This window comes from Mycobacterium sp. NGS39, assembly GCF_059812765.1.
The window spans coordinates 322,304-336,194 of sequence record NZ_JCALDH010000004.1; the positions used below are offsets into that span (position 1 = coordinate 322,304).

At 68.9% G+C, this 13,891-nt stretch carries 14 protein-coding genes; all 14 read right to left on the bottom strand.

Annotated elements, in window-relative coordinates; genetic code table 11:
• Window positions 1-3 precede the first annotated feature (3 nt).
• Window positions 4-795, bottom strand: coding sequence for a polyprenol monophosphomannose synthase (locus AC5Y39_RS08255; protein WP_500016552.1), 792 nt, complete (start codon window positions 793-795; stop codon window positions 4-6).
• The gene (lnt, locus tag AC5Y39_RS08260; RefSeq protein ID WP_500016551.1) at window positions 792-2,417 is read right to left on the bottom strand and encodes an apolipoprotein N-acyltransferase; all 1,626 of its coding nucleotides are present in this window, start codon (window positions 2,415-2,417) and stop codon (window positions 792-794) included. The genes AC5Y39_RS08255 and lnt overlap by 4 nt, the downstream gene beginning before the upstream one ends.
• Window positions 2,410-3,942 (bottom strand): amidohydrolase, encoded by a 1,533-nt coding sequence (locus AC5Y39_RS08265; protein ID WP_500016549.1) that lies wholly within the window; start codon window positions 3,940-3,942, stop codon window positions 2,410-2,412. Before AC5Y39_RS08265 ends, lnt begins: the two co-directional genes overlap by 8 nt.
• Window positions 3,939-4,370: an FxsA family protein gene (locus AC5Y39_RS08270; RefSeq protein WP_500017065.1), complete on the bottom strand. Its 432-nt coding sequence runs from the start codon at window positions 4,368-4,370 to the stop codon at window positions 3,939-3,941. Before AC5Y39_RS08270 ends, AC5Y39_RS08265 begins: the two co-directional genes overlap by 4 nt.
• Window positions 4,371-4,403: 33 nt before the next feature.
• Entirely contained in the window at window positions 4,404-4,787 is a 384-nt protein-coding gene (locus AC5Y39_RS08275) for a PPOX class F420-dependent oxidoreductase (protein ID WP_499908153.1), read from the bottom strand.
• A gap of 3 nt (window positions 4,788-4,790) precedes the next feature.
• The gene (locus tag AC5Y39_RS08280; protein ID WP_500016547.1) at window positions 4,791-5,174 is read right to left on the bottom strand and encodes a PPOX class F420-dependent oxidoreductase; all 384 of its coding nucleotides are present in this window, start codon (window positions 5,172-5,174) and stop codon (window positions 4,791-4,793) included.
• Between the two features lie 103 nt (window positions 5,175-5,277).
• A complete protein-coding gene (gene cobN / locus AC5Y39_RS08285; RefSeq protein ID WP_500016545.1) occupies window positions 5,278-8,847 on the bottom strand; it encodes a cobaltochelatase subunit CobN in 3,570 nt (1,189 codons plus the stop codon).
• Window positions 8,848-8,850: 3 nt separating this feature from the next.
• Window positions 8,851-8,979 carry a hypothetical protein gene (locus tag AC5Y39_RS08290; RefSeq protein ID WP_500016543.1) on the bottom strand — a complete coding sequence of 43 codons (129 nt, stop codon included), beginning with the start codon at window positions 8,977-8,979 and terminating at the stop codon, window positions 8,851-8,853.
• Window positions 8,980-9,111: 132 nt separating this feature from the next.
• Window positions 9,112-9,750: an HD domain-containing protein gene (locus tag AC5Y39_RS08295; protein ID WP_500016541.1), complete on the bottom strand. Its 639-nt coding sequence runs from the start codon at window positions 9,748-9,750 to the stop codon at window positions 9,112-9,114.
• A complete protein-coding gene (locus tag AC5Y39_RS08300; protein ID WP_500016539.1) occupies window positions 9,740-10,219 on the bottom strand; it encodes a hypothetical protein in 480 nt (159 codons plus the stop codon). Before AC5Y39_RS08300 ends, AC5Y39_RS08295 begins: the two co-directional genes overlap by 11 nt.
• A 1-nt stretch (window position 10,220) precedes the next feature.
• On the bottom strand, window positions 10,221-11,477 hold the full coding sequence (locus AC5Y39_RS08305; RefSeq protein WP_500017063.1) for a DUF58 domain-containing protein: 1,257 nt from the start codon (window positions 11,475-11,477) through the stop codon (window positions 10,221-10,223).
• Between the two features lie 13 nt (window positions 11,478-11,490).
• The gene (locus AC5Y39_RS08310; RefSeq protein ID WP_500016537.1) at window positions 11,491-12,459 is read right to left on the bottom strand and encodes an AAA family ATPase; all 969 of its coding nucleotides are present in this window, start codon (window positions 12,457-12,459) and stop codon (window positions 11,491-11,493) included.
• Window positions 12,456-12,941: a hypothetical protein gene (locus AC5Y39_RS08315; protein ID WP_500016535.1), complete on the bottom strand. Its 486-nt coding sequence runs from the start codon at window positions 12,939-12,941 to the stop codon at window positions 12,456-12,458. Before AC5Y39_RS08315 ends, AC5Y39_RS08310 begins: the two co-directional genes overlap by 4 nt.
• Window positions 12,938-13,888, bottom strand: coding sequence for a DUF4129 domain-containing protein (locus AC5Y39_RS08320; RefSeq protein WP_500016533.1), 951 nt, complete (start codon window positions 13,886-13,888; stop codon window positions 12,938-12,940). Before AC5Y39_RS08320 ends, AC5Y39_RS08315 begins: the two co-directional genes overlap by 4 nt.
• Window positions 13,889-13,891: the final 3 nt, after the last annotated feature.

Sequence of the window (13,891 nt, forward strand, 5' to 3'; positions counted from 1 at the left end):
CAATCAGACACCGCGGCTGAGCCGCTGGGCCGGGGCGGTTCCACGGGCGCGGTCTTTGCGCCCCTGGATTCCCCATTGAGCGACCTTGACGATCGCCTCGCGGATATTCGACCCGCTCATCTTGGAGACCCCGAGTTCGCGTTCGACGAACGTGATGGGCACCTCGACCACGGTGAAGCCGTTGTTGATCGTGCGCCAGGTCAGGTCGATTTGGAAGCAGTAGCCCTTCGACTCGACGGCCGACAGGTCGATCTTCTCCAGCACCTCCCGGCGATAGGCGCGGTAGCCGGCCGTGATGTCGTTGACACTGGTGCCCAGCAGTGTGCGCGAGTACCAGTTCGCGGTGCGCGATAGCACCAGCCGGCGCCATGGCCAGTTGCGCACCTGCCCACCTTCGACGTAGCGCGAGCCGATCGCCAGGTCGGCACCCGCGTCGATTGCGTCGAGCAACCGCGACAGCTCCTCCGGGGCGTGGCTGCCGTCGGCGTCCATCTCGACGAGAACCGAGTACTGCCGGGCCAGGCCCCAGGCGAAGCCGGCCAGGTATGCCGCGCCCAATCCGTCCTTGGCGGTGCGGTGCATGACGTGGATGTGTGCGGGGTCGGCCGCGGAGAGCTGGTCGGCGAGCTCGCCGGTGCCGTCGGGGCTGCCGTCGTCGACGATCAGGATGTGCACGTCGGGCCGCGCGTTCTGCAGCCGCTGCACGATCAGCGGCAGATTCTCGCGTTCGTTGTAGGTCGGGATGATCGCCAACGTGCGCTGGCTTGGTTGGCCGCCGGGGCTTCCGGTGGTCATGACGCTCCTTTGTCCTTAACGCCCGGCCGGAGCCGACGTATGAACCATCCATTGTGCAGTATTCCGGCGAGCAGGGCGGCACCGCCGATACCGATCAGCACCCACAAGACGATCGGTCCCCATCGCGTCGCCGGGGTCAAATGCGTCTTCAGGTGGACCTGTTTGACCAGGTAGGCGGGCTCGAAGAAGTCCGTGCGGGCCACCTCGCGGCCGTCCGGGGCGATGATCGCGCTGATCCCTGTGGTGCCTGCCACAACGGCATACCGGTCGTGCTCGACGGCGCGGACCTTCGCGAACGCCAGCTGCTGCTGGCTCATCGGCTGGCCGAACAGCGCGTTGTTGGTCGGCACCGCCAGCAGCTGGGCGCCGTTGACGACGGACTCCCGCGCGGCCCGGTCGAAGATCACCTCCCAGCACGTCGTGACGCCGACCGGCACCCCGGCGGCATGCACGACCCCGTCACCGTCGACCGGCACGAAGTAGCCTGCGCGCTCGGCGTACGGCGACAAATGGGAGAACAACGCGCGCCACGGCAGGTACTCGCCGAACGGCTGCACGATCTGCTTGTCGTGCCGCTCCCCCGGCCCACGCCCGGCGTCCCAGACGATCACGGTGTTCGTCGAAGCCGGGTTCTCTTCGGAATAGTCGGGCCGCTGCAGCACCGCACCGACCAGAATCGGCGCGCGGATGACCGCGGCGGCAGTCGAAATCTCTTGTGCCGCATCAGGATTGCGCAGCGGATCGATGTCCGACGAGTTCTCCGGCCAGATCACCAACTGCGGCTGCGGGGCACGGCCGGCCCGCACGTCGTCGGCGAGGCGGACGGTTTCGCGGACGTGGTAGTCGAGCACGGCTCGCCGCTGGGCGTTGAAGTCGAGGCCGAGCCGCGGCACGTTGCCCTGGATCGCGGCGACGATGATCGTGCGGTCGGTGTCGGCACCGCTGCCGGACTGGCGCACACCCGGCCAGGTCGCCGCGACTGCGAACAGCACGACGGCGATGCACATGCCGGGCAGCAGAACGCGCGGCGGGGTGTCGCCTCGACGCGGCCACCCGTGCACGACCTCGAGGACCAGCGCGGTGATGCTGAACCCGGTAAGCGCGATCGCGAACGACAACAGCGGAACTCCGCCGAGCCGGACCAGCGGCAGCATCGGACCATCGGTCTGCCCGAATGCCACGACACCCCAAGGGAATCCGCCGAACGGCACACTGCTCTTCAGCCATTCGGCGCCGACCCACAGCGCGGCGAACCACACGGCCCAGCCGGGTAGCCGCCTGACCGCGACGGCCGCCACACCGAACAGCCCTGGGAATACCGCCTGCACCGCTGACAACGCCAGCCACGGCACCGCGCCGACCAGTTCACCTGTCCACGGCAGCAGGGGAATGTAGAACGCGAGACCGAACAAAAAGCCGTAGCCGAAACCGCCGAGCGCCGTGGTGGTCTCCCGCAGCAGCACCCAGCTCAGCACCGCGAACGCGACGACTGCGCAGTACCACCAGCCGAACGGCGGAAAGCTCACGCACAGCAGCAGCCCCGCGCCGACAGTGGCCGCGAGCTGAGGTATCCGGTTCAGGACGCCGCGGCCGAGCCGCTCGAGCACGCGGGCGTCAGCCATAGATGACCTCGCCGCGGTGCACGGTCTGCAGGCAGCGCGGCAGTGGGTCGTCGGGATCGAGTCGGGGCAACGACGGCACATCCCACACGGCAAAGGAGGCGGGCGCACCGGGTGTCAGCGTTCCGGCTAGGCCGTTGCGGACGCCCGCAGCCCGCCAGCCGCCGCGGGTGGCCGCAGCGAGCGCGGCCTCGATCGAAATCCCACTGCCCGGTGTTCGGTGATGCACCGCGGCACGCACCATTTCCCAGGGATTCATGCTGGTCACCGGGGTGTCGGAGCCGAACGCTAGGGACACGCCTTCGGATGCTAACAGCGCCAGCGGGTTGCATCGGCGGGCTCGGCGGGCGCCCAGCCGCGCGGCGTACATGCCGTCGTCGCCACCCCAGAGCGCGTCGAAATTGGGCTGCACGCTTGCGGTCACGCCCCACTCGGCCAGCTTGCGGGCCTGCTGCGCGTCGATCATCTCCAAGTGCTCGACGCGATGCCCGCATCGAGCGACGGCCGTGCGCCCGCAGCGGTCGACAGCCGCGGCAATTGCGTCGACCACCGCGGTGACCGCGGCGTCACCGATTGCGTGGAAGCCCGCCGGAATGCCCGCGTGCGTGCATGCGAGCACATGCGCGGCGATCGCATCAGGGGCGAGGTAGCAGTTGCCATGCGGATTGGCGCAGTGGCTGGCGTCGGCGTACGGCCTGGTCAGCCATGCGGTGTGCGAGCCGAGAGCCCCGTCGACGAACAGGTCGCCGGCCAGGCCACGCGCCCCGGTGCGGGCCAGCAGATCGGCCGCGTGGTCGGCGTCGCTGACCGCCTCACCCCAGTACCCGACGACCTCGACGCCGTGGGTGGTGGTGCGCAGCTCCTGCCAGTCCTCGAGGCCGCCGATGTCAGGGCCGGCGCATTCGTGGACGGCGGCGATCCCGAGCGCGGCGGCCGCGTCGAGCGCCGCACGCCGTGCCTGCGCCCGCTGCGTGGCGGTGAGCAGGTCGCGAGCGAGGGCCCTTACGGCGTGGTGCGCATCTGCGGTCAGCGGTCCCTGAGGATGAAACCCCTTGCGCTGCAGCAAGTTTGGTGCGAGCGCACGCAGTGTTGTGGACGCGGCCGCGGAGTGCACGTCGACCCTCGCGAGATACGCCGGCCGGCCCCCGACGGCCGCGTCGACGTCATCAGTGGTGGGTGCGATCGGCTGCGGCCACGCCGACTCGTCCCAGCCGTGGCCCCAGATCACCCCGTCCGGGTGGGCACGGGCGTAACCGCGCAGCAGTGCCAGGCAGTGCTGCAAGGAGGTGGCGGGCCGCAGGTCGAGTCCGGTCAGCGTGAGCCCGGTGGCGGTGGTGTGGACGTGGCTGTCGACGAACGCCGGGGTGACGAGCGCGCCGTCGAGGTGGACCACCTCGGCGCCCGGGAACGCGTCTCGGCCGGCAGTGTCGCTGCCCAACCAGGCGACGACGCCGTCGCGAACGGCAAGTGCGGTCGCTTCAGGGTGCGTCGGGCTGTGCACCCGGCCGCCGAGCAGCAGTGTGGTCAAGGGGTGCGCGGTAGGGCCGGCGGCTGGTAGTCGACCACGTCGACGACCTCGCCGTCGATGTAGTCGCGCCGCTGCGCGATGAGTGGGACGCGTTTGCCCACAAGCGCCGCCACCATCGGGCGGGCGGCCGCCCGAGTCGGTGGAAGTAGCAACAGCAATCCGAGCGCGGTGGTGACGATTCCCGGGATGACCACCAAAACGGTGCCGAGCGCGATCAGCGCACCGTCGGTGAGTGCGCCCTGGGCGGTGACGAGCCCGCTGCGGAACCGGCGGATCTGCCGGTCGGCCTGCGCGCCGGCCAGTGCGAGGCCGCCGACGAACGACGCCAGCACGATCAGCAGCGTCCAGCCGACTCCGATGGCCCATCCGAGCGCAACCACGGCCGCGAGCTCGAGGACGACGTAGAGCCAGAACCACCGAAACACCATGTGAGCAGAACGTGCCACGTCGGGTTTCGGTTCCTAGCCCGCCGGGGTGATCTCGAGGCCGACGTGCACCTTGTCGATGCCTCCGCGCAGCAGCGTGTGCGCGTAGAACCACCACGCGTGATACCAGTAGCGCTTGAGGATCGCCTGGTAGACCGCGTGCGTCTCGGATTTCGGAAGTACCCGCGCGACGGCTTCCACCGGGTCGCTCTTGGGCTTACCGAGGCCGCTGCTCTTGGCGATGGTGACCCTCGGGGTGTTGCGAATTCGCTTGACCTTCCAGGAGTCGTCGTCGGTGATCACGAGCAGTCGGTCACCGTCGCGAACCGCCCAGATCGCCGACGGTTTTGGCCTGCCGTCCTTGGTGAACGTGGTGAGCAGGATGTACTCGGAGCCAGCGACGTCGTCGAAGGTGGTCATTTGTCAGGCCGCCTTCAGCTCGAGGCCCACGTTCTTGCGCAAGCCGCCGCGCACGTACTTGCTGAACAGGTTGAACACCTTGCCCATCAGGCCGTAGCGCTTGCCGATCGCGTCGTAAACCAGGTTCGTCTGCGACTTGTCGAGGATCGTCGCGGTGGCGTCGACGGCGTCGCTTTTCGGGGTGCCCTTGACGTCACAGGCGGCCAGTGTGACGCGGGGGTTGTTGCGGATTCGCTTGACCTTCCAGGAGTCGGCTTCAGTGATGACGAGCAGCCGGTCGCCGTCAGGTGCTGCCCAGATGGGCGTCGGCTTGGGCCGGCCGTCCCTGGTGAACGTCGTCAGCAGGATGTACTTGGACTTGGCGACGTCCTCGAATGTGGTGGGCATCGCTTCAACCTAGCGGTGCGGTCGCGGCTCCAGCGAATTCAACGCTATGCAGAGAAAGTACGAGAAGAGCACGCCACAGCGTTGAATTCAATCGCGAACTAGCTCAGGCTTCGAGCTCGCCCTCGGTTTCCAGCAGAACCTGCTTCAGCCCGTCGACCGTCGCCGCCTGCGGTTGTGCCCACATGCCGCGGCTGACGGCTTCGAGCAACCGCTCGGCCATGCCGTGCAAGGCCCACGGGTTGGACTCCGCCATGAACTTACGGTTCACGTCGTCGAAGACGTACTGCTCGGCGAGCCGCTCATACATCCAGTCCGCCACTACGCCTGCGGTGGCGTCATAGCCGAAGAGGTAGTCGACGGTAGCGGCCATCTCGAACGCGCCCTTGTAGCCGTGGCGTCGCATCGCGGCCATCCACCGCGGATTGGTGACGCGGGCACGAAAGACCCGCGACGTCTCCTCTTTGAGGCTGCGGGTGCGCACCGCCTCCGGACGGGTGTTGTCGCCGATGTAGGCCGCCGGGTCGCGGCCGGTGAGCGCGCGCACGGTGGCCACCATCCCGCCGTGGTACTGGAAATAGTCGTCGGAGTCGGCGATGTCGTGTTCGCGGGTGTCGGTGTTCTTGGCAGCCACCGCAATTCGCCGGTATTGCCGAGCCATGTCATCAGCCGCCGGCACACCGTCGAGTCCGCGGCCGTAAGCGAAGCCGCCCCACGCCGTGTAGACCTGAGCGAGGTCGGCGTCGGTGCGCCAGGCGCGGCTGTCGATCAGCTGCAGCAGCCCGGCGCCGTAGGTTCCCGGCTTGGAACCGAACACCCTTGTGGTAGCGCGCCTTTCGTCACCGTGCTGGGCCAGATCGGCCTGGGCGTGGGCGCGGACGTAGTTGCGGTCTGCGGGTTCGTCCAGACCGGCCGCCAGCCGCACCGCGTCGTCGAGCATCGCCACCACGTGCGGGAAGGCGTCTCGGAAAAAGCCCGAGATGCGTACCGTCACGTCGATACGCGGCCGGCCGAGTTCGTCAAGGGAGATCGGTTCCAGCCCGGTCACCCGCCTCGACGCCTCGTCCCACTGCGGCCGGATGCCGAGCAGCGCAAGCACTTCGGCGATGTCGTCGCCGGAGGTGCGCATCGCCGACGTGCCCCACACCGACAGGCCGACCGATTGCGGCCAATCGCCGAACTCGTCGCGGTAGCGCGCCAGCAGTGAATCCGCTAGCGCCGCACCGGTTTCCCACGCGAGCCGCGACGGCACGGCCTTGGGGTCGACGGAGTAGAAGTTGCGTCCAGTCGGAAGCACATTGACCAGTCCGCGCAACGGCGAACCCGACGGCCCGGCCGCGATGAACCGTCCGTCCAGCGCGCGCAGCACCTGCTCGATCTCGGCCGCCGTCGAAGCCAAACGCGGCACCACCTGCGTGGCCGCGAACCGCAGGATCCGCGCGACATCCGGCTGGTCGGTCAGGCCGTCCACGGCTGACGGATCCCAGCCGGCCTTCTGCAATCCGGCCAGCAGAGCCCGGGCGTCGGCTTCGACAGCGTCGACGTCGGCACGGTCGGTGGCGTCGTCGGGCAGTCCCAGGGCTTGGCGCAGACCGGGCAGCGACTGGTCGCCTGCAAAGAGCTGCCGGGCCCGCAGAATCGCCAGGACCAGGTCCAGCAGCTGTTCGCCTTCCGGCGTACGACCGAGAATGTGCAGCCCGTCGCGGATCTGGACGTCCTTGATCTCGCACAGCCAGCCGTCGACGTGCAGCAGGATGTCGTCGAACTGCTCGTCGGCGGGCCGTTCGGTGAGGCCGAGGTCGTGGTCGAGCTTGGCGGCTTGCAGCAGCGTCCAAATCTGCTGCCGGACCGCGGGCAGTTTCGCGGGGTCCAGGGCGGCGATGTTGGCATGCTCGTCGAGCAGCTGCTCCAACCGGGCGATGTCGCCGTAGCTTTCGGCCCGCGCCATTGGGGGGATCAGGTGGTCGACCAGCACCGCGTGCGCGCGCCGTTTGGCTTGCGTGCCCTCCCCCGGGTCGTTGACCAGAAACGGGTAGATCAGCGGCAGATCTCCCAGCGCGGCGTCCGGACCGCACGCTGCCGACATGCCGAGGGTCTTGCCTGGCAGCCATTCGAGGTTGCCGTGTTTGCCCAGATGCACGATCGCGTGGGCTTGGAAACCCGTGCGCAGCCAGAGATATGCGGCCAGGTAGTGGTGGCTGGGTGGCAGGTCCGGATCGTGGTAGATCGCCACCGGGTTGTCGCCGAATCCGCGGGGCGGCTGCACCATCAGCACGACGTTGTCGGAATGTATTGCGGCGACGACGATTTCGCCGTCGGGATCGATGCTGCGGTCGACGAACAATTCGCCGGGCGGCGGCCCCCAGTGCTGCTGCACCTGTTCGGCGAACGAGCGGGGCAACGTATCGAACCACTCCCGATAATCGCGTGCCGGCACGCGAATCGGGTTGCCGGCCAGCTGTCCCTCGGTCAGCCAGTCGGGATCTTGTCCCCCGCGTTCGATCAGCGCGTGCATCAGCGCGTCGCCGTCGCCCGCATCCAATCCGGGGATGTCGCCGATCCGATAACCGTGCCGGCGCATCGCGTCGAGCAGGGCAATCGCGCTTGCCGGCGTATCGAGCCCGACGGCGTTGCCGATCCGCGCGTGCTTGGTGGGATAGGCCGAGAACACGACGGCCACTCGCTTGTCGGCCGGTGCGACGCGGCGCAGCATCGCCTGCCGCATCGCGATGCCGGCGACTCGGGCGCACCGCTCGTCGTCGGGCACGTAGGAGATCAGCCCTTCGTCGTCGATCTCCTTGAACGAGAACGGAACTGTGATGATCCGGCCGTCGAATTCGGGCACCGCCACCTGGCTGGCTACGTCGAGCGGGCTCAGCCCGTCGTCGTTGGATTCCCATGCGGCCCGCGGGCTGGTCAGGCACAGCCCCTGAAGGATCGGAATGTCAAGCGCAGCAAGGTGTTCGACGTTCCAGCTGTCGTCGTCACCCCCGGCCGACGCGGCGGCCGGAACCGCTCCGCCGGCCGCCAGCACAGTCACCACCATCGCGTCGGCGGTCGCCAGCGCTTCGATCAATTCGGGCTCGGCGGTGCGCAACGATGCGCAGTACACCGGCAGTGCGCGACCGCCGGCGTTCTCGATGGCCCGGCACAGCGCCTGCACGTAGCCGGTGTTGCCGGCCAGATGCTGTGCGCGGTAGTAAAGCACCGCGATCGACGGCCCGCCGGTCTGCGGCGACGCCCAGTCGAGCAGACCCCACGTCGGCGACGGGGTGGGCGGTGCGAAGCCGTACCCCGTCATCAGCAGCGTGTCGGACAGGAATGCGTGCAGTTGGCGCAGGTTCTCGACGCCGCCGTGGGCCAGGTACAGATGCGTCTGCACCGCGATCCCGGCGGGCACAGTGGAACGGTCCATCAAATCCGCGTCCGGTGCCTGCTCGCCGCTTACCAGCACCGCCGGCACGCCGCTGGCCCGCAGTGCGTCGATGCCGTCCTGCCAGGCTCGGTATCCGCCGAGGATGCGCACGACGGCCACGTCGACGCCGGCGAGCAGCTCCGGCAGCTCGTCGATGTGCAGTCGAGACGGGTTCGCCCATCGGTACGCCGCCCGGCTGGATCGTGCCGTGATCAGGTCCGTGTCAGAGGTGGAAAGCAGCAGGATGGTCGGGGCGGGCACTCGTCATTCGTACCCCACCCCGGCAATCGAGGGCGCGGTGACCACAGCAGGAGGAAGCGCGCGGGGCGGCCGCGGCGGTTCCACCTGCACCTTGGCCGCGTCCGTGCCCTCGTACTCACCGTCGAGATACACGTCGCACCACTTCTTGCCGTCGATGTCCTTGTAGCAGCACTTCGAGAAGCGGCTGCCGTTGCTGACGGTTGTGGTGTACGTGCCGTTCGCGGCCGCGCACTCGCTCTTGATGGTGGACTCCGACAGCGCCCGTCACCTTGCCTCGAGGGCTTTCAGTTCGTCGGCCATGTTCGCTCTTGCGCGCGACTCCCATCGACTGCGCGCCAGCGACGTGTGAAACAGCGACGGCGCGGCCAGCAACTCGTTGAGGACGCGCGTGCGCCCGGCGCGGAACTCGGCGTCGCCGACGTGGCGGTACTCGGCTCTGACCGCAGCGCTGTTGGCGCGGTAGCGATCCGGTTCGATGCCCAGCACAGCAAGATCCGCATCGCACAGCGCCTCGCCGTTGCGGTCACCCTCCTGCGGATGGTGGCCGACCGTCACGCGCACCAGGCGCGCCACCTCCGCGACCAGCGCCGGGTCCACACCGAGGGCAGCCAAGTCGGTTTCTGCCCGCTGTGCGCTGCGCTCCTCGTCGTCGGAGCGGCCCTGGTAGACCGCGTCGTGATACCAGGCCGCCAGCCGCACAGCGTCGGGGTCTTGCGCGTGATCGGCTAATTCCTCGACGTGAGTGAGGACTTCGCGCAAGTGAGCTAGCGTGTGGTAGCGCCGGTGCGGCTCGGACCATGCCTCGATCAGCGCGCGCCCGGTCGCCTCCGCGGCGGGGTCGGAGGTGTGGCGCGCGATCAAAGCGTTCCAGGCGCGCACAAGATCCTCTGCGTCATCGGCCATGCCGCTGCCCTTTACCGGCCTGCTGTCCACCCTGGAACGGCAGCAGCGTGAGCAGGAAGATCGCCACCGCGACGGGAGGAGCGACCAGCGGAAGCCAAGGCAGCTCGACCGGCAGCGCTGTGGCGACGATCCCGACGAACGTGAACCCCACCATCCCGATCACGGTGGGCAGAGTACTGGTCACGATGTCCGCTTCCGCCGCGTGCCTCAACACCAGATAGGCAGCGGCCGAAAGGCCCGACAGCGCCGCAAACATCGGTGCCGGGTCGGTCAAAGCCACGGCGGTGCCCGCGAGCAGCACGCAAAGAGTTGCCGCGGAGCGGTATCGGAGCCCGAGGACCACGGTGATGGCGGCCAAGGCCGCAGCGACCGTGCCCGCGGAGCCCGCGCCGTTCCAGGCGGCGGCAGTCATCAAGAAACCGAACGCCGTCGACAAAATCAGCGCGCCAGGCTGATTGCGCTTGTTCATCTCAGCGCCTCGCCGCCGGGTGCAGGTGGTCGGGCACCAGACGCATCGACTGGTCGAGGGTGACATCAGCCGGCCACGACACCACGTCGACGCCGATCACGCCCATGTCTCGGTACATCGCCGACCGTTGCAGCGCCCACATCCGCGTGATGATCGGATCCTGCTCCTGCTCGAACGGCGCACCCACGAGGACGTCGACTGCGACCACGGTGTGACCGCGCCGGCGCAGGTCGAGCAGCGCCAGCGCAAACTCCGTGTCGAGCAGTGTGGAGAACGCGACGATGATGGCCCCTGGCGGCACGGCCGCTCGGGGTGCCAGCGTCCCGGTGCTCACCTCGTATTCGCTACCGGCGGCCAGGATCGCGTCGAGCACGCGGTAGAACTGGCGCCGACCGATGTCGGCGCCCAGCCATCGCGGCCGGCGCGCCCCGAGGGTGACGATCCCGGCCCGGTCGCCGTTGCGCAACGCGGTCTGCACCACCTGCACCGCGCCGCGAACCGCGCGCTCCATGGCGTCGGTCGCCGGACCGGCGGCCTGGGTGCTGGTGTCGATCAGCACCACCACGTCGGCGGCGCGGTCGGTCAGCCGCTGCGTGACGTGCAGGCTGCCGCGTCTGGCGCTGACCGGCCAGTTGACGGTGCGTAACTGGTCCCCCGGCAGATACGGGCGCACGTCGGCGTATTCGACACCCGGCCCGATGTGCCGGGTGAGGTGGGTGCCGAGTCGATCGGGGAGCTCGGTCCGCGGCAGACGGGTGGACTGCGGCGGCGCGGTCGGGAACACGAAGATGTCGGCCACCTCCACCTCCGCCGACCCGGACAACAGGCCGCCTGCGCACAGCGCATGCAGCCGCGCGGACAGCGGATAGCGGCCCCACCGCTGCGCTTTCACGGCAACGTTTTTCGCGTAGACGGAACTATCTTCGAGTACGTCGAGCTCCATCCCCTCTGGCGCGGTGACCTCCAGCTGCACGGCGACATCGCCGGCCTGTGCGGTCACCCACACGCTGGTGTGTGCCGGTTCGGATTCGAAGCAGCGGACCAACGCCGGTTGGGCATGCGCCCGGACCGCCGCGGCTCGTCGCTGCCACGGAATCGAACAAAGCACGCCCAGCAGCGGCGCCACGAACGCGATCAGTGACGGCCGAGACGCGAGCACCGCCGCGCCCAGACCGAGTGCCACACATGTGGCGATCGCCCGGGTCAGAGGTGATGGGCCCCAACGGAATTCGACTTCCGTAATGCGGTGTTCGGCCAGGCCCCCGGCGGTGTCAGTCACGTCGACCGTGCGCCCGGGGCACCGGCAGGCGCGCCAGCAGTTGTTCCACCACGTCGGAGCCGTGGACGCTGCGGACCCACATCTCCGGCCGCAGGCTGATCCGATGCGAGATAGCCGGCACCGCGAGGTTTTTGACGTCCTCAGGGATCACATAGTCACGGCCACACAGCAGAGCGCGTGCGCGGGCCAGCTGCACCAGGTCGAGTTCAGCGCGCGGGCTGGCGCCCACGGCGACCTGCGGATGGCTTCGCGTGGCGGCGGCCAGCGACACCACGTAGTGCAGGATGTCGTCGTGGACGGTGACCTGCTCCACCGTTTCCCGCATCGCGAGAAGGTCGTTGGCGTCGACGACCTGATTGACCGCCGGTTGCGCCGACCCTCTGTCGAGCCTGCGCCGCAGCATCGCGGTTTCGTCGCGCTGGGACAGGTACTTCAGTTCCAGCTTGATCGCGAAGCGGTCGAGCTGGGCTTCCGGCAGCGGGTAGGTGCCTTCGTACTCGATCGGGTTGTCGGTGGCCAGCACGATGAAAGGTGATGGCAGCCGGTGTGTTTCACCGTCGATGCTGACTTGCTCCTCGGCCATGGCCTCCAGCAGCGCGGCTTGGGTCTTCGGCGGCGTGCGGTTGATCTCGTCGGCCAAGAGCAGGTTGGTGAAGATCGGGCCTCGGCGGAATTCGAACCGGCCCGACTGCATGTCGTAGACCGTCGAGCCCAGCAGGTCCGCCGGAAGCAGATCCGGGGTGAATTGGACGCGGGTGAAGTTCAGGCCCAGCGCTGAGGCGAACGAGCGTGCGATCAGCGTCTTGCCCAGTCCGGGAAGGTCTTCGATCAGCACGTGCCCGCCGGCGAGCACGGTGGTGAGGATCAGGGTGAGCGCGGCACGCTTGCCGACGACCACGCGTTCGATCTCGTCGAGCACCGCCTCGGCGTGGGCGGTGGTCACCGTCGCCGGCATCGTCATACTCGTTCCAATCGCTCCAGGATGTCGTTGAGCGCGCCGCGGCCTGGGCCAGGTGTGTGGCGCTCATTGAGCGCGACGTTGCTGGGATCGACCCACTGCCACAGTTCGTCCCCGAACAGCATCCGGCCGGTAGCCTGCATCGCCGCCGGGTCCTTGGTCGCCCGCTGCCCGGTGGCGAGCATGAATTCCCTTGCCAGCCTTGGCCGTAGGTGCCGGTCCCAGTCCGCACGGCTGGAGTCGGCCCAGCGGATCATCGATTCGGTGCGGGCGATCCAGCGCCGCATCGACTCTGCTGGCCCGTCCTGCTCACGCTCAGGCGTCTCGGTGGCGGGTACCCGCACCAGCAGGCGACGCGCTTCCAGCAGCACCAGCGACGCGACCCCGCCCGCGATCCACGGCACCCAGCGGTGGTCGACCATCGTCAACGCCAGTACCTCCGTGGCCAGCACCAGTCCCAGTCCGATCAGCGCCACCTTCGTCATACCGCGCTCCTGAGCTCGGCGAGCACCAATTCCAGTGCCCGCACGGCGGTTTCGCGATGCTCCTCCGTCATGACGTGCGGACTGAACCGTGCCTCGGCGAACAAGTCGACCAGATCTGTCGCGGCGCCGGGGTGAACGGCATGGTGCTCGACCGCCCGGGCGAGCACTTCGGATGGGGTGTCCGACTCTTGCGGCATTACGCCGGGGGCGTTGGCGAGGGCCTGCTCCATCGCCGCATAGCACGCGATGATCGCCTCGCGCGGTTCGCGGCTCAGGTCGCCCATCGCGGCCAGGCCGCGTTCGGCGGCCAGCGCCAGCGATTGCGGCTCCGACGCCGCAGGCGCCGGCTCTGCGGCGTCGTCGTCGAGCGGCAGCGGCGGGACAGGGTCGCGGCGGTGCCGGCGCAGCGTGATCACGGCGCCGACGCCCCACAACGCCAGCATGACCATCGTCGTGGCGAACAGGTACCAGAACAGGCCGCTCTGCTCTGCCGGCCGGGCGGGCGGCGCGGGCGCCGGGGTGGGAGTCGGGGTGGCGCCGGGCGCGCTGCTGGTCGGTGTCGACGTCGGCGACGGTGTCTCCAGCCGGATGTCGAGGCGCAGCAGCACGATGACGACCGCCAGCCATGCCAGCAACGCGGCGAGCCCGATCAGCAGGATGCGCCGGGTGGGCCGCCACCGCTCGCCGCTGCGGCGCCGAGGCAGCTGTCTGGAGGTCGGCGCCCCGACACGGGGATTGCGAAGCACGGTGACGATCGCGAGCGTGATGATCGCGACCGCGACCGCCAGCAGCGCGATCACCGCGACCATGGCCGCCGGGTTGTCGGTGTGCTGCTCCTGCGTGCGGGCCGTTTGGCCCGGCAACCGCCCGCGCAGCGCGACGCCGGCGAAGACCACCAGCGTGATCAGCGCGACCATCCGCCCCGTCGCCCTATCGATACCGGGCATCAT